Source organism: Filimonas zeae, assembly GCF_014641615.1.
In the GTDB taxonomy this organism is placed as follows: Bacteria; Bacteroidota; Bacteroidia; order Chitinophagales; family Chitinophagaceae; genus Filimonas; species Filimonas zeae.
On the sequence record NZ_BMIB01000001.1, the window covers coordinates 359,077 to 377,753 of the forward strand.

At 45.3% G+C, this 18,677-nt stretch carries 18 protein-coding genes; 11 read left to right on the top strand and 7 right to left on the bottom strand.

Annotated features, from left to right (window positions below; genetic code table 11):
* Positions 1–7 precede the first annotated feature (7 nt).
* Genes IEY13_RS01520 through IEY13_RS01535 form a run of 4 tightly spaced genes read left to right on the top strand, consistent with a single transcriptional unit; the run spans position 8 to position 3,307 of the window.
* Complete coding sequence (locus IEY13_RS01520; protein WP_188949994.1) at positions 8–724, top strand: 3-ketoacyl-ACP reductase; 717 nt, start codon at positions 8–10, stop codon at positions 722–724.
* 11 nt (positions 725–735) lie between these two features.
* Positions 736–1,629 (top strand): aldo/keto reductase, encoded by an 894-nt coding sequence (locus tag IEY13_RS01525; RefSeq protein ID WP_188949996.1) that lies wholly within the window; start codon positions 736–738, stop codon positions 1,627–1,629.
* A gap of 47 nt (positions 1,630–1,676) precedes the next feature.
* Entirely contained in the window at positions 1,677–2,447 is a 771-nt protein-coding gene (locus IEY13_RS01530; RefSeq protein WP_188949998.1) for a 3'-5' exonuclease, read from the top strand.
* A gap of 59 nt (positions 2,448–2,506) precedes the next feature.
* Entirely contained in the window at positions 2,507–3,307 is an 801-nt protein-coding gene (locus tag IEY13_RS01535) for a polyprenol monophosphomannose synthase (RefSeq protein ID WP_188950000.1), read from the top strand.
* Positions 3,308–3,310: 3 nt separating this feature from the next.
* Here the strand turns inward: IEY13_RS01535 and IEY13_RS01540 are convergent, their stop codons facing one another.
* Both IEY13_RS01540 and IEY13_RS01545 read right to left on the bottom strand, forming a co-directional pair.
* Positions 3,311–5,032: a hypothetical protein gene (locus tag IEY13_RS01540; protein ID WP_188950002.1), complete on the bottom strand. Its 1,722-nt coding sequence runs from the start codon at positions 5,030–5,032 to the stop codon at positions 3,311–3,313.
* An 8-nt stretch (positions 5,033–5,040) separates the two neighbouring features.
* Positions 5,041–5,811 carry an ABC transporter ATP-binding protein gene (locus IEY13_RS01545; RefSeq protein ID WP_188950004.1) on the bottom strand — a complete coding sequence of 257 codons (771 nt, stop codon included), beginning with the start codon at positions 5,809–5,811 and terminating at the stop codon, positions 5,041–5,043.
* Positions 5,812–5,873: 62 nt separating this feature from the next.
* Here IEY13_RS01545 and IEY13_RS01550 point away from each other — a divergent pair, with 62 nt between their 5' ends.
* Positions 5,874–6,770, top strand: a complete 897-nt coding sequence (locus IEY13_RS01550; RefSeq protein ID WP_188950006.1) for a DMT family transporter — start codon at positions 5,874–5,876, stop codon at positions 6,768–6,770.
* 1 nt (position 6,771) lies between these two features.
* Here IEY13_RS01550 and IEY13_RS01555 read toward each other — a convergent pair whose 3' ends face one another.
* Positions 6,772–7,632, bottom strand: a complete 861-nt coding sequence (locus IEY13_RS01555) for an SMP-30/gluconolactonase/LRE family protein (RefSeq protein ID WP_188950008.1) — start codon at positions 7,630–7,632, stop codon at positions 6,772–6,774.
* A gap of 113 nt (positions 7,633–7,745) precedes the next feature.
* Here IEY13_RS01555 and IEY13_RS01560 point away from each other — a divergent pair, with 113 nt between their 5' ends.
* Positions 7,746–10,688 carry an alpha/beta hydrolase family protein gene (locus IEY13_RS01560; RefSeq protein WP_188950010.1) on the top strand — a complete coding sequence of 981 codons (2,943 nt, stop codon included), beginning with the start codon at positions 7,746–7,748 and terminating at the stop codon, positions 10,686–10,688.
* A gap of 79 nt (positions 10,689–10,767) precedes the next feature.
* Here the strand turns inward: IEY13_RS01560 and IEY13_RS01565 are convergent, their stop codons facing one another.
* From IEY13_RS01565 to IEY13_RS01575, 3 genes are read right to left on the bottom strand one after another with little or no spacing between them, the layout of a single operon-like run.
* Entirely contained in the window at positions 10,768–11,478 is a 711-nt protein-coding gene (locus IEY13_RS01565; protein ID WP_188950012.1) for a hypothetical protein, read from the bottom strand.
* Positions 11,479–11,527: 49 nt separating this feature from the next.
* Complete coding sequence (locus IEY13_RS01570) at positions 11,528–12,259, bottom strand: DUF2490 domain-containing protein (RefSeq protein ID WP_188950014.1); 732 nt, start codon at positions 12,257–12,259, stop codon at positions 11,528–11,530.
* A 12-nt stretch (positions 12,260–12,271) separates the two neighbouring features.
* Entirely contained in the window at positions 12,272–13,813 is a 1,542-nt protein-coding gene (locus IEY13_RS01575; protein WP_188950017.1) for a dihydrolipoamide acetyltransferase family protein, read from the bottom strand.
* Positions 13,814–14,042: 229 nt separating this feature from the next.
* On the opposite strand from IEY13_RS01575, the gene IEY13_RS01580 reads away from it, so the two are divergent.
* From IEY13_RS01580 to IEY13_RS01600, 5 genes are all read left to right on the top strand, one after another.
* Positions 14,043–14,720 carry a hypothetical protein gene (locus IEY13_RS01580; RefSeq protein ID WP_188950018.1) on the top strand — a complete coding sequence of 226 codons (678 nt, stop codon included), beginning with the start codon at positions 14,043–14,045 and terminating at the stop codon, positions 14,718–14,720.
* A 1-nt stretch (position 14,721) separates the two neighbouring features.
* Positions 14,722–15,201 (top strand): OsmC family protein, encoded by a 480-nt coding sequence (locus tag IEY13_RS01585; protein WP_188950020.1) that lies wholly within the window; start codon positions 14,722–14,724, stop codon positions 15,199–15,201.
* Between the two features lie 17 nt (positions 15,202–15,218).
* Positions 15,219–15,935: a hypothetical protein gene (locus tag IEY13_RS01590; protein WP_188950022.1), complete on the top strand. Its 717-nt coding sequence runs from the start codon at positions 15,219–15,221 to the stop codon at positions 15,933–15,935.
* A gap of 39 nt (positions 15,936–15,974) precedes the next feature.
* Positions 15,975–16,715, top strand: a complete 741-nt coding sequence (locus IEY13_RS01595; protein WP_188950024.1) for a hypothetical protein — start codon at positions 15,975–15,977, stop codon at positions 16,713–16,715.
* A gap of 154 nt (positions 16,716–16,869) precedes the next feature.
* On the top strand, positions 16,870–17,277 hold the full coding sequence (locus tag IEY13_RS01600) for a hypothetical protein (RefSeq protein WP_188950026.1): 408 nt from the start codon (positions 16,870–16,872) through the stop codon (positions 17,275–17,277).
* Between the two features lie 116 nt (positions 17,278–17,393).
* Here the strand turns inward: IEY13_RS01600 and IEY13_RS01605 are convergent, their stop codons facing one another.
* Positions 17,394–18,677 carry a CinA family nicotinamide mononucleotide deamidase-related protein gene (locus IEY13_RS01605; protein WP_188950028.1) on the bottom strand — a complete coding sequence of 428 codons (1,284 nt, stop codon included), beginning with the start codon at positions 18,675–18,677 and terminating at the stop codon, positions 17,394–17,396.

Sequence of the window (18,677 nt, forward strand, 5' to 3'; positions counted from 1 at the left end):
AAGTTTTATGGAACAGATAAAAGGAAAGATTGCCCTGGTAACAGGTGCTGGCAAAGGAATAGGAAAAGCAGTAGCACTGGCGTTAGCAGCCGAAGGTGTACACCTGGCGCTGATAGCACGTACAGAAAGTGATTTAAAAGCAGTGGCAGCAGAAGTGGCTAAGGCGGGTGTGAAAGTGGAGTATGCAACTGCAGATGTGGCGGATATAACTTCTGTTAACAAAGCAGTGGCTGCACTTACGGCAGCACTGGGGCCTATAGATATTCTTATTAACAATGCGGGCGTAGGTAAGTTTGCAAAGTTTATGGAACTGGCTCCGGAAGAGTGGGAGTATGTGGTTAAAGTAAACCTGTTTGGTGCTTACTATATGGTGCGTGCCGTATTGCCTGCTATGCTGGAAAGGCAAACAGGTGATATTGTAAACATATCCTCTACCGCAGGCCGCAATGGTGCAGCGGTAACCAGTGCTTACAGTGCCTCTAAATTCGGGTTAATAGGAATGTCTGAATCGTTAATGCAGGAAGTGCGTAAATCTAACATACGCGTTACCACTTTAACGCCCAGCACTATTGCTACAGATATGGCTATTGACTTAAAGCTTACTGATGGCAACCCGGAAAAAGTAATGCAGGCCGAAGACTTTGCTGAGCTGATTGTAAGCCAGTTAAAGCTGAACCGCCGTGTGTTTGTAAAAGAAGCCGGCTTATGGTCTACTAACCCGTAACACACCATTGTATGCAGTATCGCAGTTTAGGTAAATCTTCTCTGGAGGTAAGTGAAGTAAGCTTTGGATGTATGTCGCTGGAAAAGGATTCCGCACAGAACAAAGCATTGATACAGCAGGCTATTGACCAGGGCGTAAACCTGTTTGATACGGCCGACCTGTATGAGAAAGGAGAGAATGAAGCCAGAATAGGCGGGCTGTTGAAACCCTGGCGCAGTAAGGTTATTATTGCCACCAAGGTGGGTAACCAATGGAAAGAGGATGGAAGCGGCTGGAACTGGAACCCTTCCAAAGCCCATATTCTCCGCTCTGCAGAGGATAGCCTGCGGCGGTTACAGACCGGTTATATCGATTTGTATCAGTTGCATGGCGGTACACCGGAAGATAATATAGACGAAACCATAGAAGCCTTTGAACTGCTGCAGCAGCAGGGGAAAATAAGGTATTACGGCATCTCTTCTATCCGGCCCAATGTAATAAGGGAATATGTACAACGCTCGCGTATTGTGAGTGTAATGATGCAATACAGTTTACTGGACAGGCGGCCTGAAGAGGCCTGCCTGCCTCTGTTACAGGAAAATAAAATAGGCGTACTTGCCCGCGGTAGCCTTGCCAAAGGCTTACTGGCTGGTAAACCCGCCGATGCCTGGCTGGACTATACAGCGCAGCAGGTACAGCAGGCTGCACAGGCAGTGGAACAGGCTTCGCAGCACCGTACTGCTGCACAAACCGCTGTGCAATACACGCTTGCGCATGCAGCAGTAAGCAGCGCCGTGGTGGGTATACGCACCCAACAGCAGTTACAGCATGTGTTGGCACCAGCCGAAGCAGGTGTTTTAACCGCTGCTGAATTAAGTACGCTGCAACAGGCCATTCCGCCAAATTATTACCAGCAACACCGTTGATAAGATTTTTGGTCTATTTTGCGCGCTCAATAACATTCGCGTTTTTTATGAATCTGCAGCTTACCCGTCCTTTGGCATTTATTGATCTCGAAACTACCGGTGTAAACATTGGTACCGACAGAATAGTTGAAATAGCGATCGTGAAAATTATGCCCGACGGCACTAAAACTGTTAAACGCAGGCTGTTGAACCCGCAATTGCCTATTCCTGCAAGTTCCAGCGATGTGCATGGCATTACTGATGATATGGTAAAAGATGCGCCTACGTTTAAAGATGTGGCGAATGAGGTAAAGCAGTTTCTGGAAAATTGCGACTTGGGTGGCTATAACAGCAACCGTTTTGATATACCTATGCTGGTGGAGGAGTTTCTGCGCATTGGGCTGGAATTTACCACCGATGGCCGTAAAATGGTAGATGTGCAGCGCGTGTTTCATATGATGGAGCAGCGTACACTGAGTGCTGCCTACAAATTCTATTGCAATAAAAACCTGGAAGGCGCCCACAGTGCAGAAGCAGATGCAGATGCTACCTGGGAAGTACTGGATGCACAGGTGGCCCGCTATGCGGCTATTGGCAATACGGTAGACAGTATTGTTAAATTTACCGGGGAAGATGATATAGTAGATTTTGCCCGTCGCCTGGTAAAAGTGAACGGGGTAGAGGTGTTTAACTTTGGTAAACACAAAGGACGCCCTGTTGCAGACGTGTTAAAGGCTGAGCCTCAGTACTATGACTGGATGATGAAGGGTGATTTTGCTATGAATACCAAGCAAAAATTAACCGAAATTTTAAACCGTACGCTGTTAAAAAAAGCCTGACGGTTTTGGGATGAAGCGGTAAAAGCCTAGTTTTACAATAATAGCAATCCCCATAGAAATTGGAAAAGCTCGTAATAATACCGACCTACAACGAAAAGGATAATATTGTAGCTATCCTGGAAGCCGTATTCCATCTGAAACAACAGTACCATGTACTGGTAATTGACGATGGCTCGCCTGATGGAACTGCCAATATTGTGAGAGAACTGTTTGCCAGTTACCCTGGCCAGCTGTTTCTGGAAGAGAGAAAAGGAAAACTGGGCTTAGGCACTGCCTATATTCACGGTTTCCGTTGGGCCATTAACAAGGGCTATAAATTCATTTTTGAAATGGATGCCGACTTTTCGCACAACCCCAACGATCTGGAAAGGCTGTATGAGGCCTGTAAGTATCAGGGCGGCGATGTGGCTGTAGGCAGCCGTTACGTGCCAGGGGGAAAGATTGAAAACTGGCCGCTGGATCGTCACCTGTATTCCCGTGGCGGTTCTATTTACACAAGATTAATTACCTGGATGCCGGTGAAAGATCCTACCGCCGGTTTCATGTGTTATAAAAAAGAAGTACTGGAAACTATCAACTTTGATGAAATACGCTTTGTTGGATACGCTTTTCAGATTGAAATGAAATTTGCCGCCTGGAAGCTGGGCTTTGCCATTAAAGAAGTGCCTATTGTGTTTAAAGACCGTAAAATAGGTGTGAGCAAAATGAGCAAAGGCATTATTAAAGAAGGCGTGCTGGGTGTACTGAAAATTCAATGGCAGAGTATGTTTAAAAACTACCGCCGCAGAGTAAACAGCACTACTGCCCCGGCTACCCCTGTTACCGTAAGGCGCAGAAAAGAAGAAATGGTAAGCCGCTGATAGTTAATCAGCGGCATATTCTCCCTCAAGTTTGTTCCATTCCATATTCTTAACGCTGTCGAATAAATACCATGCGCCCGCAGCGGCTATTACAGCCAGTATATACAGCACAGGAGCAAAGTTATACAGCATAAAATGTGCTGCTACCGGCACCAGATAAATCAGTGATAACATAATAGATCTTATGCAGCCACCCGATTTTTGTTTTGCTGTTTGCAATTGCGAAAAAGGTAGCTGTTTAGCCCCGAAGTAAGCCATTAAGCCTACTACCAGCAGTTGATTAGCAATACCCAGTAACAGGTTGGGTATAACGCCATGCCCAACCAGCAATAGCATTGTTACAGCAGTAGCTGTTATCATAGGCAGACAAAACTTACATAATACTGCTTTAATACCACCACTTATTAACGAGCCGGGATTGTTAATAGGGCTTACATAGTAAATCCATGAAGCTTTGTATTTATCTGAATAAGCAATCTGAAAGGCGGCAGTAATCACCATTAAGCTGCACATATAAATAAGCCCCAGTATCATTATCCTGGCCTTCATATTACCCTGCTGCAGGTTTTCAAGCGTAAGCCCTTTGGAGTTTACAAACATTACTGCTACCAAAACCAGCAGATTACCCATACTGGGATATACTTTTAGTTTAAAATCCCGGCTGCGGGAAGTCATTTTCCAGGTTAATAAAAAGCTGGAGCGTTCAGCAGCGCTTCCGGTAAACAATTTAGCCAGCATGCGGCTGTAGCCATCTTTGGTAGAAGCTGCTTTTGACGGCTTACCTGTAGTGGTTATGGCAGGGGCGGAATCGGTAGAAGAGCCACTTATCATAGACAGCTTCTGGTTAAAGGAAGGTGCCAGATATTTTACTACTACATACATGCTGAAAAGCGGAAACGCGAAACAAAGAAACAAGCCTGCTATTTCCTGCAGGTTGCCTGAAAACGTGAATAATACCTTCCAGCCTGCTGCAAACCAGTAAGAGGGAATGAGTAGTGACAATGAGTAATCGGAAAAACTGATTAACATGCCCGACAGTCTATCTGATATTTTGGGAAATAACTGATAGCCGCCAAAGATAATTACCGAAAAAACAATTTGAAAGTTGGCGATGATACTCTGGAACTTCTGTGGCGTGGTTATTTTCAGTATCAGAATGTATACAGCATTAATGATGAATATAGCCAGTAACGTTGCCAGAAATGCCATTAGTATAAACAGCACTGCACCATACAGATTATACATAATGCCAACGGTAATAATACCAGGCAACGTCATAGGTAATACTAACTTACATACATGCACAAAAATGTGCGCAAGCCTTGCTACCACAATAGTTTTATCGTTTACCGGCTTAGGCATTATGATATAATTGTCACGCACGTCAATCAACACCGAGGTAAAATCTGATATCAGCGACGAAGCCAGCATAAACGTATACATCAGAAAGTATACAACCATTTGCGCAATGGTATCTGATACTGTAAAGGCAAACAAAAGAAATACGCCAAGCAGTGCACTGAAGAACATGGTTGCCAGGGTTGCCCATTTTACTGGTTTGTTATTCTGCTTTTTTTTCTGGCGTATGGCATTAGGTCTTCTATCGTCCATTACCAGCTTGGTGCTTACTATTACCTCCAGCAAAAACACATCCACCCCCATTTTCCGGTACAGGGGCGCAGCCAGCATTACCAGGCGAAGCAGTAATTTATTAATAATGTTCATAATTATTCTTAATCAAACGCACGCATAAGCTCGTCCGCAGTATTGGTAAAAGAGTTTTTAGCAGTAAGGTTGGCAAATATCTGCTCCAGGCTGGTATCGCCCTGTTGTTGCTGTAATGCTTCAAAAGAGCCGTCCGCTATTACAGTACCGTTATCAATTAAAATAATACGGTCGCTCACCTTTTCTACCACATCCATCATATGGCTGCAATAGAAAATGGTTTTACCATCTTTAGCCAGTTTGCTTATCAGCTCCTTTATTATGATAACACTGTTGGCATCCAGGCCGCTTAATGGCTCATCCAGTATAATAATATCGGGGTTGTGCAGTATGCCTGAAGCCAGTAATACTTTCTGGCGCATGCCTTTGCTAAAGCTATCCATGCGCTGGTGCATGTTGTTTTGTAAACCAAACGCGGCCAGCATTTTTTCAATGCGATCGTTACCGGTTTTTGCGCCCAGGCCGTAGAGGCTGCCGCAGAACTGCAAAAACTCCACAGGCGTAAGTACATCATACAGTTCAGCCAGTTCCGGTACATAACCAATCATGCTTTTAATTTGCAATGAATTGGTTTTCAGGTCCAGCCCCTTTACGGTTACTTCGCCCTCATAGTCGCTGATGAGGCCACATAAAATTTTAACGGTAGTACTTTTTCCGGCGCCATTGGGGCCAATATAGCCCAACACCTGGCCTGGATATACATCCAGCGAAATACCTTTCAGTACTTCTTTATCGCCATAGCTTTTTCGGAGATTTCGGATTGAGATAACGGGTTCCATTCCTGTAAGATAGAGAAAATTGGTAATGTATGAAAATGCGGGGAATGGTGTAGGTTTGCGCCATGAAGGCTGCATTGATTCGATTGCACCTGGCCATATTCTTATGGGGCTTTACAGGTGTGCTGGGCCGGCTTATTTCTTTAAACGAAGGGTGGCTGGTGTGGTGGAGGTTATTGATTACCGTGGTATCGCTATGGATATATTTCTGGTGGCGGGGCGAGATTAAGCGGGTAGATGTACGCGGCTTTTTAAAAATAGGTGCCATAGGTACCATACTGGCACTGCACTGGTTATGTTTTTACGGCAGCATTAAGTACTCCAATGTTTCTATTGCCTTAACCTGCCTTTCTACTTCGGGTTTGTTATCTGCTATTATAGAACCCCTGTTTTTCCGCAAACGTATTAATCCCGGAGAACTGGCGCTGGGCTTGTTTGCACTGGCGGGTATTGGTATTATCTATTTCAGTAACCTGCATTTTTCTGCGGGTATTTATATTGGCTTACTGGCCGCAGTGCTTACCGTAACGGTTTCGGTGCTGAATAAAAAAGTAGTAACAGGCTACGAACCAGCCGCTATTACCCTATACCAGCTAACAGGCGGCTTTATAGGCTTAAGCGTGTTAATGCCGGTATACCACCTGCTGTTTCCTACAGATGCTGTTGTGCCTGTAAAATGGGATTGGCTATGGCTGCTGGTGTTGAGTTGGGTTTGTACCATTTTTACCTTTTTCCTGTACATAGCCGCCCTTAAAAAAGTAAGCGCTTTTACCATGAACCTTACCCTTACGCTGGAGCCGGTGTATGGGGTGCTACTGGCGTTTATGTTGTTTCAGGAGAATAAAACGCTGAGCATGAACTTTTATATCGGGTTTTTACTGATACTGCTGGCGGTGATATTGCAAATGTTGCGGATTATACGCTTAGCGAAAAAGAACCGTGCAATGCAGGCGCAGGCATAAGTTACTGCTCCACACGAAAAGCCATCACCTTGTTTTTCCAGAAAGTAGGTACATATAGCATTCTGGTTTTAGGGTTATAACCAATATCGGCCGTGTTGGTTTTGGTGCTGCGGTAATCTTCCAGCTGTTTTACGGTACCGTCTTTTTTAACGCTGTATATAACGCCTGCCCAGCTGGTAATTATAAACTGGTTCTCTGAAATCTGTACAAGGCCATCAGTGCTTTTTTCCATACCGGTGGCTATAACGGTTATTTTTTTGTCTTCATTTACCTCAAGCAGGCGCCCGGCAGAAAGTACATATAAAACACCGTCTGCTGCCAGCAGGCCGTTGGCATTGTTCACATCATCCAGGTACAGGCTGGCCTGTTTTCTGCGGATAACGTGTACTTTGTTCCGGCGGGAATCTGATACGTACACATTTCCCTGTTTATCAATGGTAATATCATTCAGAAAAACAGCACTGTCAATGGGAATGCGGTAGGCTATCGCGGCTTTTTTCATATCAATAACGGCTACTTCGGTAGCGTCTGCCACGTATAACAGATTACCATAGCGGCCCATGCCTTTGGGAGCGTTGAGGCCGGTTACCCAGGCAGAATCCAGTATTTTGCCATCGGGCGATAGTTTGGCTATACTGCCTTTACCGTCTTTATTCGCGTTAGGGTTGTTACCTATCTGCGATACATACAATATGTTTTCACCATGGTGGTATAATACCGATTCCGGCACATGCAATACCGTATCAGTAACCCATTGCTGCGTAAGACGGGTTTGCGCATTGCTAACAAGAGAGAACACTAATAACGGTAGGGCAATCAGACACTTCATGCTTCTGTTTTTAATAACAATGGCTATAAACATACTAAATGTTTATTATGTAAGACCGTTCTGCCGCTTTTTGTGAACTGTTTGCAGGAATGAGCGCTTTTTATTTGCGGTAGCTGTTAATTTTAAGTCCAAATTCCGATATATACATGAAAATCTTCTTACGAGTAGCGGGTGTGTTGCTTTGCGCCTGTCTGGTACAGGGGGCTTTAGCGCAGAAAAAGCCGCTTGACCACACTGTTTATGATGGCTGGCAAAGCATTGCCGAAAAGCAAATCAGCAATAATGGTAAATACGTGGTATACACGGTAGTGCCGCAGGAAGGCGATGGCAACCTGGTGGTACAGCTGGCCGATGGCGGGAAACTGCTGGAACTGCCGCGTGGCTACGCTGCAAAGTTTACAGATGACAACAGCTTTCTGATCTGTAAAATAAAGCCGTTGTTTAAAGACACCCGCGATGCACGTATTAAAAAGAAGAAGCCGGAAGAAATGCCCAAAGACAGCCTGGCTGTGTATAACCTGGAAAACAAAGCCCTGGTTAAAATAGCTGCTGTAAAATCGTTTAAAATACCCGAAGAGGGAAATGGCTGGGTGGCATACCTGCTGGAAAAAGCACCTGCCGCACCTAAGGATAAACCTGTTGCAGATTCCGCCACACGCATTGCGCAACTGGTAAGGGCCGCCGACAGTCTGGCGCGTGTTGCAGATAGCTTACGCAATAAGCTTACTGAAATTAAAACACTGGGCTTTGCGGCCATACAACCCAAAGCGCCTGCTGGTAAACCAGAAGCCAAAAAAGATGATGGCCCGGTAGAAGAGGGTACGGTACTGGTACTACGTAACCTGCTGAGTGGTGACGAAAGGAAATATGAACTGGTAAACGATTACCTGTTTAGTAAAAAAGGAGAAGCGCTGGTAATACGCACCACCCGTAAAAACGGTGATAGCAACAGCAAAGCGTTGGTGTTATGGCATCAGTTGCTGAATAACACTACGGATACGGTAATGAAGGGCCTGAACGATGCGCGGGCTTTTGTACTGGATGATAACGGTACACGCCTGGCTTTTGTGGCAGAGCGCGATAGCAGCACCAAAGCCGTACAGAAGTACTACCGTTTGTGGTATTATATGCCGGGATATGACAGTGCAAAACTGCTGGCAGACCGCACTACCAAAGGCATATTGCCCAACTGGAGCATCAGTGAAAATGCAGACCTCAGCTTCAGCAAATCCGGCAACAGATTGTTCCTGGGTACTGCACCCGTATTGCCACCTAAAGACACTACACTGCCCGAGTTTGAGCGTGCAGCAGTAGATGTATGGAATTATAAAGATGACGCCCTGCAAACGGTACAGCTGTATAACCTGAATAAAGATTTGAAAAGAAGCTATCTGGCCATGTGGGATGATGCCGGTAAGCAGGTGATTCAGCTGGCGGATACCGCTTACAGAATGGTGCAACTGACAGGTGAAGGAGATGGTGTGGCGTTTTATGCGGTAAACGATTTTGGCAAGCGTGTAGCTGCCCAGTGGCAGGGATATACCTTTAATGATATTTATGCTATTGATGCGGTAACCGGTGCTAAAAAGCTGGTGGTTAAAGATTTTAAAGGCAATGTATATGCTTCGTATACCGGTAAGTATCTGTTACTGTACAATGAAATAAAACGTACGTACAGTATTTACAATAAGGAGAAAGGGACCGTAATACCGGTAGCGGCTGATATTAAAATGCCTTTGTACGATGAGGACAATGACGTGCCGGATGACCCCAACAACTACGGTATTGTACGCTGGACAGAACATGATAAATATGTATTGATCTACGACCGTTATGATGTATGGAAAGTAGACCCTGAAGCAAAAGAAAAGTCGGTGGCTATTACCAACGGCCGCAAAAACAAATTGCAGTACCGTTATGTAAATACCAATGAGGATGAAAAATTTCTGAAACCTGGTCAGCAGATGTTATTCCGTTTGTTTGATGAGAATACCAAGTATAGCGGCCTGGCGGCTTTCTCTTTACAGGATACGGTAGCACCTGCTACATTGTGGCTGCAGCCCGTTTCGTTTGGTGCAGGCTTTTTTGCTAACATACAGAAAGCGAAAAATGCAGATGTGCTGTTGTATACCAAAGAAACCTTTAATAACTCACCTAACCTGTATACCCGCAGCGTGTACTTTGATAATGAAAAACAATTATCTAATACCAACCTGCAACAGGCTGACTACCTGTGGGGCAGCGCTTCGTTATACAAGTGGAAAGCTTATACAGGTAAGTTAACAGAGGGCGTATTGTATAAGCCGGAAAACTTTGATGCTAAAAAGAAATACCCGATGATTGTGTATTTCTACGAGCGCAACAACAACACGCTGTATAACTATGCGGCTCCGGCTCCTACACCTTCCCGTTTAAATATATCCTTTTTTGTCAGCCGCGGTTACGTGGTATTTGTACCCGATATCTGGTATACCAACGGCCATCCGGGCAAAGGTGCTTTCGACTATATTGTAAGCGGCACCCGGGCACTGATAAAAGAAGGCTTTATTGACAGTACCAAAATTGGTTTACAGGGACAAAGCTGGGGTGGATATCAAACCGTACACCTGATTGCGCAAACCAACCTGTATGCTGCTGCATGGGCGGGTGCGCCGGTGGTAAACATGTTTAGTGCTTATGGCGGTATCCGCTGGGAAAGTGGTTTAAACCGCCAGTTTCAGTACGAGCATACGCAAAGCCGTATTGGTGCTACCATTTGGGAAAAGCCCAACCTGTATACCGAGAACTCTCCGTTATTCCATTTTCCTAAAGTGAAAACGCCACTGGTGGTAATGGCTAACGATGCAGATGGCGCGGTGCCCTGGTACCAGGGCATTGAATGTTTTACGGCTTTACGCAGGCTGAACAAACCCGTTTGGATGCTCAACTACAATGGTGAAGCACACAACCTGGTAGAAAGAAGAAACCGTAAGGATATTCAGATAAGAGAGCAACAGTTTTTTGACTGGTTGCTGAAAGGGGAGAAGCCCGCACCGTGGATTACAGATGGCGTGCCAGCTATAATGAAAGGCCGCACCTGGGGCTTGTAAACACATAAGCTGTTATATATAGCAAAGCGCCTGTTACGCAACGTAGCAGGCGCTTTGTTGTTGTATGTGTATGGGCCTGTTAAGCTGAAATATAACGTACCAGGCTGCGTTTGGCTATGGGAAGCAGCGTTTCTTCCAAAGGGTATTCCAACGGTACATCTATAGCATATACAGCGGGGTTGGGCAGGGCTGTTCTGTTACGTATCAGCTCTGTTTTAATACTCTCGTACGTATTGGCCATATTACGCCGCCAGGTGGCTATAAATTCTGTTTTAATACTGCGGTACTTTTCATCGTGCCGCTCAAAAATGCTCAGCCGGTATTGGTATACCAGTGTTTCTTTCGTAGTGTTTTTAGAAAGAAACATATAGCCCTCATTTAAATCCAGTGGTATTAAACCTATGGGGGTAATGGTCATTTTGTCTTCTACAAACTCATATATCTCCGTACCGCTGCTGATGGTGTTTTGCAGCTTGCCTGCAGCATACTGAATAATCTCATCCAACTCCTGCATCAGTTCGTCATCTTCAATCATTTGCTCGTACAGCAACTGCAGCTGTTCTATCTGAATGCCGGTTAACCGTTTGGGAAACTGCTCCTGTAAAAAGCGTTTGTTTTTGCGGAAGGCGAGCAGGTTATTATGATGAAAAATAATGTCTGCAAGCTGCGGGTACAGCATATTCTGGTTAAAGTACTTGTTAATTTCCTGTAAATAGGCCAGTAGCGTGTACTTTTTCAACTCAAAATCAATGTACCCGTCAGCAAACCATGTATCAGATAAGTATTGCATGCTGGTTCAGTTTTACTTATCTGAATTTACGAAAAAAAGCCCGTAACAATCAATCCATTGTATTGGGGAAGTGCTCTTTTTCCAGCAGCTTTTTATCCAGTGTAAACAGCAGAGAGGTTTGAATAAAGTTTTTGCCGCTGCCGTCATCTGCCTTGCGGTAATCGAATTGCCTTATCCAGCCAGCCTGTGCTGTTACTACCTTAGAAAACTGATAGCCTGCACCCAGAAAAAGGCGGTTGCGCATAAAGTACGGGGCCAGGTTGGTAAAGAACAATTCATCAAAAGCGGTAAGGTATACCGTCTTAGGCTTTATTGAGGAATGATTCAGCGGCAGAATGGGGTTAAGGCGGTACCGGAAACGGTTGGCAAACTCGCCATTAAGCCAGCGCTGCTCAATACGGTAACGGTGCTCCAGCTTTACACGGCTGATGTTGTTGCTTATTACCAGCTGTTGCCACACACGCCACTCTTTAACAGCCATAGGTGTTTTAAAGTTGCCGGGAAAGCTATAGGTTTTATAATCGCCGGTGCCCAGCATTACCGTAGCCTTATCGCCCAGTTTATATTGAATGCCGCCTTTAAACTCGTGATAAAAAAAGTCGGTAGTTAGTTTTTGAGAACGCGTTTGTGCCTCCAGCCAGAGGGTAAACTTCTTGCTGAGGGTAAGAGACAGGTTGGCGATATCCCAGGAGCCCAGTTCGTTGTTCTGAGCCTGTACAGAAACAGATAATAAAGGGAAAGCCATCATAAATATGATGGCTTTAATGCAGTTTGGTTTCAATGTAATGTCATTTTATAGTAAGGGCCTGTTAGGGTCCCAGTTTTCAAATTCTTTAGCCACCTCCGTAAGGAAGGATGCGCCAATGCTACCATCAATAATACGGTGGTCGTAACTCATGCTCAGGTACATCATGTGGCGTATGCCAATGGTATCACCTTCTTTGGTTTCAATAACCACCGGACGTTTTTTAATAGCGCCCACTGCCAATATAGCTACCTGTGGCTGGTTGATGATAGGGGTACCCATCAGGCTGCCAAAAGTGCCAACGTTGGTAAGGGTAAAAGTGCCACCCTGGGTATCATCAGGTTTCAGGCGGTTGTTACGGGCATTATCGGCCATGGTATTTACTGCTTTACTCAAGCCTACCAGGTTCAGATAATCGGCATTTTTAATTACCGGAACAATCAGGTTGCCCGATGGCAGGGCAGTAGCCATACCTATATTGATGTCTTTTTTCAGAATAATTCTATCACCATCCAGCGAGCTGTTGATGATAGGGAAGCGTTTAATAACACGCACCAGACAATCTACAAACAGCGGAGTAAAGGTGATTTTTGTGTTCTCCCGCTTTTCAAAATCCTTTTTTACCCTGTCGCGCCACAGTACCATATTGGTAACATCGGCCTCAGCAAAGCTGGTTACGTGCGGGCTGGTGTGCTTGCTGTCTACCATGTGTTTGGCAATCAGCTTGCGCATGCGGTCCATTTCAATAATTTCTACGTTGCCACCTGGGTTGGTAACCGCCGCGGGCGCTGGTTCTGCTTTTACCGCAGGGGCGCTGGTGGCTTGCACAGGTTGTGCCTGTGGTTGGGCAGCAGGTTGCGCTTGTTGCGGTACAGCAGGCTGATTTTCAGTTGTTACTGGCGCTTCCGGCGCTTTTTCCTCAACGGCAGGAGCAGTTGGTGGTGCGTAAGCTTCCGCAGCAGGTTGTGCAGTTACTTCCGCAGCTTCTTCTTCAGCAGCCGGGGTAGCTGCCACAGGTGCTTCTGTTGCTTCCGCAGCAGGTGCGCCGCCTGCCTTACGCTGAGCTACGTATTGTAAAATATCTTTTTTGGTTACGCGGCCATCATTGCCGGTACCGGGTATTTTTTCCAGTTCAGCCAGGCTAACTCCTTCACTGTTAACAATATTTAATACAAGGGGCGAGTAAAAGCGGGCGCCTCCGGCAGCAGGTGCTTCAGCAGCAGGTTCTTTTACCGGTGATGGTACAAAAGGAACTTCCTCTTCCGCTACTGCTTCTGGTTCGGCAGGTGCGGTAACTGCTGCTGCAACAGGCTGTTGTGCAGGCGCGGCAGGCGCTTCTGCAGCAGAGGCAGCTGTTTCAATACGGGCTATTACGGTACCAATAGGTACAACGTCGTTTTCGTTATACAGTAATTCTGTAATAACGCCTGCAGCAGTAGAAGGCACCTCACTGTCAACCTTATCGGTAGCAATTTCCAGTACGGTTTCTTCCAGCTGAACAGTGTCGCCGGCTTTTTTATGCCACCTTAAAACAGTAGCTTCCATTATACTTTCACCCAATTTGGGCATCACCAGGTCTACTAACGCCATGCAATTATTTTTTATGATTTTCAGTAAGGGGCAATCGTTTCCGGCGTCAAATGTATAATATATGTTTCAAAAAGCCTGTAAGCATAAAAACTCAACTTCCGGTAGCCGTATTTACAGCAAATGATAAGCCTTAACATAAGGTTGGCGGTAATTTTTACCTGGCAGGCGGCAAAAAAGATATATTTGTCTGCAACCTTTCAACTTAACTCTTAACCTTAGTACGCTGTTTATGAAAAAATCCCTTACCATTACCGCTGCAAAAGCTGTATTTGCTGCCTTATTATTGCTTGTATTCACTCATTCTCATGCACAGGATTATTCGCGTATACGACTGGCCCTGAATGGCGGCTGGGGGTATCGTTTGGGTAAAACCAATCCCAATGTAAGTGAGAGTTACAAAGATCTGCTCAACGGCATGCGTTCCGGCGCCCAGTTTGGAGGCGATTTTCTGTTCTATTTATCAGAAAATCTGGGCATAGGCTTCAAATACAATCGTTTTACCACTTCTTCCCAAAAGCAGATGGATACCCTGCTTACGGCAAAAATTAATACGGGTACCGACTTTTACGGCGCTATGTTTGGCGGGCGTATTTATAATAAAAAATACACGGGGGCATTGATTATTAACCTGGCGCTGGGTTACCTGCGTTATACTGAAAATGGTGTAATACCGGAAGGGCCTTACAGAGCTACCGGAGGTACTTTGGGGGCCGCGTGGGATTTTGGATACGATTTTCAGATTACACCTATACTTGCTATAGGCGCGCAGCTTACCGGTTTTTCCGGCGCTTTGCGTAGTATGAAGGTAGAAACCAATTATGGCACAGAAACCCGCACATTACCTGATGGACAGTCGGAAAGTATGGTACGGGTGGGCGCTACCGCCGGAATAAGACTTACTTTGTAGTATGAGCCACCGAAACCACACCTATCAGCTTACCACTACCTGGACGGGAAACAAAGGACAGGGCACCAGTAATTATAAAGCTTACGACCGCAGCCATACCATACAGGCAGCAGGAAAAGTAGCCATACCCGGCTCTTCCGATCCTGCTTTTATGGGCGATGTTACGCGGTACAACCCGGAAGAAATGCTGGTGGCCTCGCTTTCGGCCTGCCATATGTTATGGTACCTGCATTTGTGTGCAGAAGCAGGCGTGGTGGTTACGGCTTACAGCGATGCCGCTACCGGCAATATGGAGGAAACAACTAATGGCGGCGGGCGCTTTACCCAGGTAACGCTGCACCCGGTGGTTACCGTGGCAGAAGAGGCAATGGTTAACAAAGCCAATGCCCTGCATACAAGGGCTAACGAATTATGTTTTATAGCCAATTCCTGCAATTTTCCGGTGCATCATGCACCGGAGTGTAAGGTGGCAGATAACTAAGATAAACTTGTAACAATATGAAAAAGACAATGGTGGGGATGGTTGCAATGGTGATTGCTTTCACCTCCTGTCAGAAAGACAAAGACGTTCAGGGAATAAGTAATTCCTATACCTCCTCTTCTACAGCTGTCTACAGCGCACCGGTAATGTATACCTCTGCCGGTACCGTTACACAAACCGATTCTATTGCAGCTGTAGTAAAGGCGTACGATCCTGATTTGTTTGTGTATAAAGCCTCGGGCGGGGCAGTAGACCCGGCTGTGCAGATAAGTTTTGAAACGGATAACAGAGGTGCTATTACATTATTTAATAAACCGCATAGTGCTGTTATTACCCGTACTGCTCATGGCCGGGTTACGTTTACTTATATGGATACTATTAAAATTCCCGTATCATCCGGAACAACGCCGCAGCCGCTGGTATTTATTTCGGCCGAAAGCTTTTTTGATAGCCTGTGGATGAATTACACTTCTATGCCCGGAACCATAGGGTTAAAAGACACGGCCTGTGCTTTTGATGTTCATTTTAAAGAAGAAGGAGGGAAGTTATATCTGCCCTTTGTAAACGCTTTTAACCTTGCCGTTAAAAAAGATGCAACGGGTACTGTAATAAGTTCTGATGCAGCATTTTTAAAAAGATATATCGCTACTTTTGACAATACAGCTATTAAACCCTTGCAACCTGGCCATACGGTAATTATTCAAACCGGTACGGTGCAGATGATGCCGCGGTAGTAGCAACTGTTTAACCCATAAACTCTTTAAAAACAAATAATGAAACAAGGTTTGATTGCGATGGCGGTATTTGCCATGTTTACAGCTTGCAGAAAGGAAGACAATAACCCGCCGGTAAAGGGAGCAGACGTATATGTGCTGGACTCAAAAGTAATGTTACAGACTGTTTATATGTATGAGGGCAGCCGTTTTATAACCAATCAGGATTCTATTAAAACTGCCGCGGTGATTAAAAGCAGTACTTTTCCTGATCCTTTTGTATATGGTTCAAATCCTGTAGATTCAGTTGCCAACTATACGGCAATCGGCATAAGCGGTGATACTGCGTATGTATACTTTAAAAATACGGTAACACGGGCAGAGTTAAGAAACGCTGCGAAAGTTGAACAAAGAGCTAATGGAGATCTTTTACTTACCTATGTTGACAGTAGCTATGTAGGTTATACCTCACCGGAAGATTTTAAACGTTCCGACTCTATCAATAAACAATGGTATAGTGTACAATTTGATTATGCACCTACCAATGTAAAAACAGCTTCTTTTTATGTTTATAATGTAGCTTATCTGAATAAGATACTTATACTAAAGGAGAATGGTGAGTTATATCTGCCATACACGACCATTATGTACAGGGTTCGTCCGGAAGGCTCTACAGAGTATCGGTCGTCGTATACTACCAAAGGAGCGCGACTTCCTTTCAATGATGCTGCGGCCAAAAAGCTTCCGGAAAACCATATGATGATAGTTCAAACGGGTAAAATAAAACTGATTAAGCAATAGATTTTTGGTGATTTAACAAAGTGAAACGCCTGCCTGTATTGAAGCAGGCGCTTGCTTTTTATAGATATAGCCTATACTGTGTAAACTGCTTTTTCAGGTGCAGTCCCGGCCAGCGTGGTATGAAAATTGCCCGCTACATGCAAATGCTATATCTATGAAAGTAAAAAGCTTTATGTTATTGCTTTTGGTTGCTGCCACTGTGCTAACCAGCTGTTCTAAAGAAGGCAATGAAGCACCTGGAGGTACTTATACTTACAAGCTAACGGGGCCGGCCGCGCCTGTTGTTGAGGTGCAGTACACGCCTACGCTAACTGACCCCAATATGACTGAAGTGCCCGATGATATTGAGTATGAAGAAGTGGTAACACCACCATGGGAAAAAACGGTAACTGTTCATCAAAACGTTTCGGGTGTGGGTTTTTCCGCCAGCGTTAGAGAAGGGGTGCCAGGCGCAAAGTATAAAATGTCAATCAACGATAAGGACGGTAACATTCTGGAAGCAGGTGATATTACGCTTGATGCTTATGGAGATGGTACGCTGCTATTGAATTATTACCGGTAACGTTTCGCAATGGGTTAACATTCCACCTTAAGGGGAATTTAAATATTAAAAAAGAGGTTCGCAATCGCGAACCTCTTTTTTAATAACCTGACCCTTTTAGGGCTACCTCCGGAAATTTATAAGGGATGCGTTTCTTCAATTACCTTCCGCAGCATATTCAAAGCATTTACCGCAGTCATTTCAATATTTCTGGCGCGGTCGTAACGGAACTGGAATTTTTTTGTTTCCAGGCGTTTTCTGCTTCCTACGGCAACCCATACTGTGCCAACAGGCTTTTCAGGTGTGCCGCCGTCGGGGCCCATAATTCCGGATACCGCTATACCATAGTCGGTTTCCATTTCACCTAAAATGCCGGCCAGCATCTGAATTACCGTTTCTTCACTCACAGCGCCGGCAGTGGTAAAGGTATCGGACAGTACATGTAATACAGTTTCCTTTATTTTATTGGAATAGCTTACCACACTGCCGGTAAACCACGAGGAGGCGCCGGGCATAGCGGTGATGAGGTGTGAGATATACCCCCCTGTACAGCTTTCTGCGGTGGCCAGGGTTTGTTTGCGTGCTTTCAGCAGTTTACCTACCAGGGCCTGCATGGTAATATCTTCATTAACCACCATTACATCTGTTACATAGGTTTGCAGCAAGGCAAACTGTTCGTTTAAGGTGGTAATAACAGAGGTGTCGTTCTGTACACCGCGGGCGGTAAGGCGCAGGCGCACCATACCATAGTGTGGCAGGTAGGCCAGTTTTATAAAGGCAGGCAAGGCGGTTTCAAAGGCTTCTATGCGATCTGCCAGGTCAGACTCTCCAATGCCCGCTGTAAGCAGATAACGGTGTTCTACAATACCGGGGTTAAAGCGTTGTTGTAATAAAGGCAGTACGTGCTTTTGCATCAGCCCCTGCATTTCGTGCGGGACACCGGGCATGGAAAAAAACAGGCGATTGTTTTTTTCAAATAACATACCCGGAGCAGTACCCCGCTCGTTCAGTAATACAGTACATACATCGGGTACTTCTGCCTGTTTGCGGTTACGGTCTGTTAATGGTCTTTTCAGTACCTGTGAGAAAAGTTGTTCCAGATGTGCCAGTGTAGGGGCATGCTGTACCAGTTTGCCGCCAAAGTATTCACACAATAAAGGCTTGGTTATATCATCGGCTGTGGGGCCCAGGCCACCGGTAATAAGTACTATATTGGCGCGTTCACTTTCCTGGTTCAGGGCCTCCCATATATCTTCCCAGGTATCGCCTACAGCTACGCGGTGGTGTACGTTAAAACCTGCCAGGTTTAGCTGTTGCGCCATCCAGGCGCTGTTGGTATCCACTACCTGCCCAATCAGTAACTCATCTCCAATAGTTATAATAGATACTTTTGCCTGTGTGGCTGCGGTATTATTTTCCAT

What these genes read in the sequence shown, in the direction of transcription:
- IEY13_RS01520 (WP_188949994.1), top strand. Translation starts at nt 8, where the DNA reads ATGGAACAGATAAAAGGAAAGATTGCCCTGGTAACAGGTGCTGGCAAA.
- IEY13_RS01525 (WP_188949996.1), top strand. Translation starts at nt 736, where the DNA reads ATGCAGTATCGCAGTTTAGGTAAATCTTCTCTGGAGGTAAGTGAAGTA.
- IEY13_RS01530 (WP_188949998.1), top strand. Translation starts at nt 1,677, where the DNA reads ATGAATCTGCAGCTTACCCGTCCTTTGGCATTTATTGATCTCGAAACT.
- IEY13_RS01540 (WP_188950002.1), bottom strand. Translation starts at nt 5,032, where the DNA reads ATGAACATTATTAATAAATTACTGCTTCGCCTGGTAATGCTGGCTGCG.
- IEY13_RS01545 (WP_188950004.1), bottom strand. Translation starts at nt 5,811, where the DNA reads ATGGAACCCGTTATCTCAATCCGAAATCTCCGAAAAAGCTATGGCGAT.
- IEY13_RS01550 (WP_188950006.1), top strand. Translation starts at nt 5,874, where the DNA reads ATGAAGGCTGCATTGATTCGATTGCACCTGGCCATATTCTTATGGGGC.
- IEY13_RS01555 (WP_188950008.1), bottom strand. Translation starts at nt 7,632, where the DNA reads ATGTTTATAGCCATTGTTATTAAAAACAGAAGCATGAAGTGTCTGATT.
- IEY13_RS01560 (WP_188950010.1), top strand. Translation starts at nt 7,746, where the DNA reads ATGAAAATCTTCTTACGAGTAGCGGGTGTGTTGCTTTGCGCCTGTCTG.
- IEY13_RS01565 (WP_188950012.1), bottom strand. Translation starts at nt 11,478, where the DNA reads ATGCAATACTTATCTGATACATGGTTTGCTGACGGGTACATTGATTTT.
- IEY13_RS01575 (WP_188950017.1), bottom strand. Translation starts at nt 13,813, where the DNA reads ATGGCGTTAGTAGACCTGGTGATGCCCAAATTGGGTGAAAGTATAATG.
- IEY13_RS01580 (WP_188950018.1), top strand. Translation starts at nt 14,043, where the DNA reads ATGAAAAAATCCCTTACCATTACCGCTGCAAAAGCTGTATTTGCTGCC.
- IEY13_RS01585 (WP_188950020.1), top strand. Translation starts at nt 14,722, where the DNA reads ATGAGCCACCGAAACCACACCTATCAGCTTACCACTACCTGGACGGGA.
- IEY13_RS01590 (WP_188950022.1), top strand. Translation starts at nt 15,219, where the DNA reads ATGAAAAAGACAATGGTGGGGATGGTTGCAATGGTGATTGCTTTCACC.
- IEY13_RS01595 (WP_188950024.1), top strand. Translation starts at nt 15,975, where the DNA reads ATGAAACAAGGTTTGATTGCGATGGCGGTATTTGCCATGTTTACAGCT.
- IEY13_RS01600 (WP_188950026.1), top strand. Translation starts at nt 16,870, where the DNA reads ATGAAAGTAAAAAGCTTTATGTTATTGCTTTTGGTTGCTGCCACTGTG.
- IEY13_RS01605 (WP_188950028.1), bottom strand. Translation starts at nt 18,677, where the DNA reads ATGGAAAATAATACCGCAGCCACACAGGCAAAAGTATCTATTATAACT.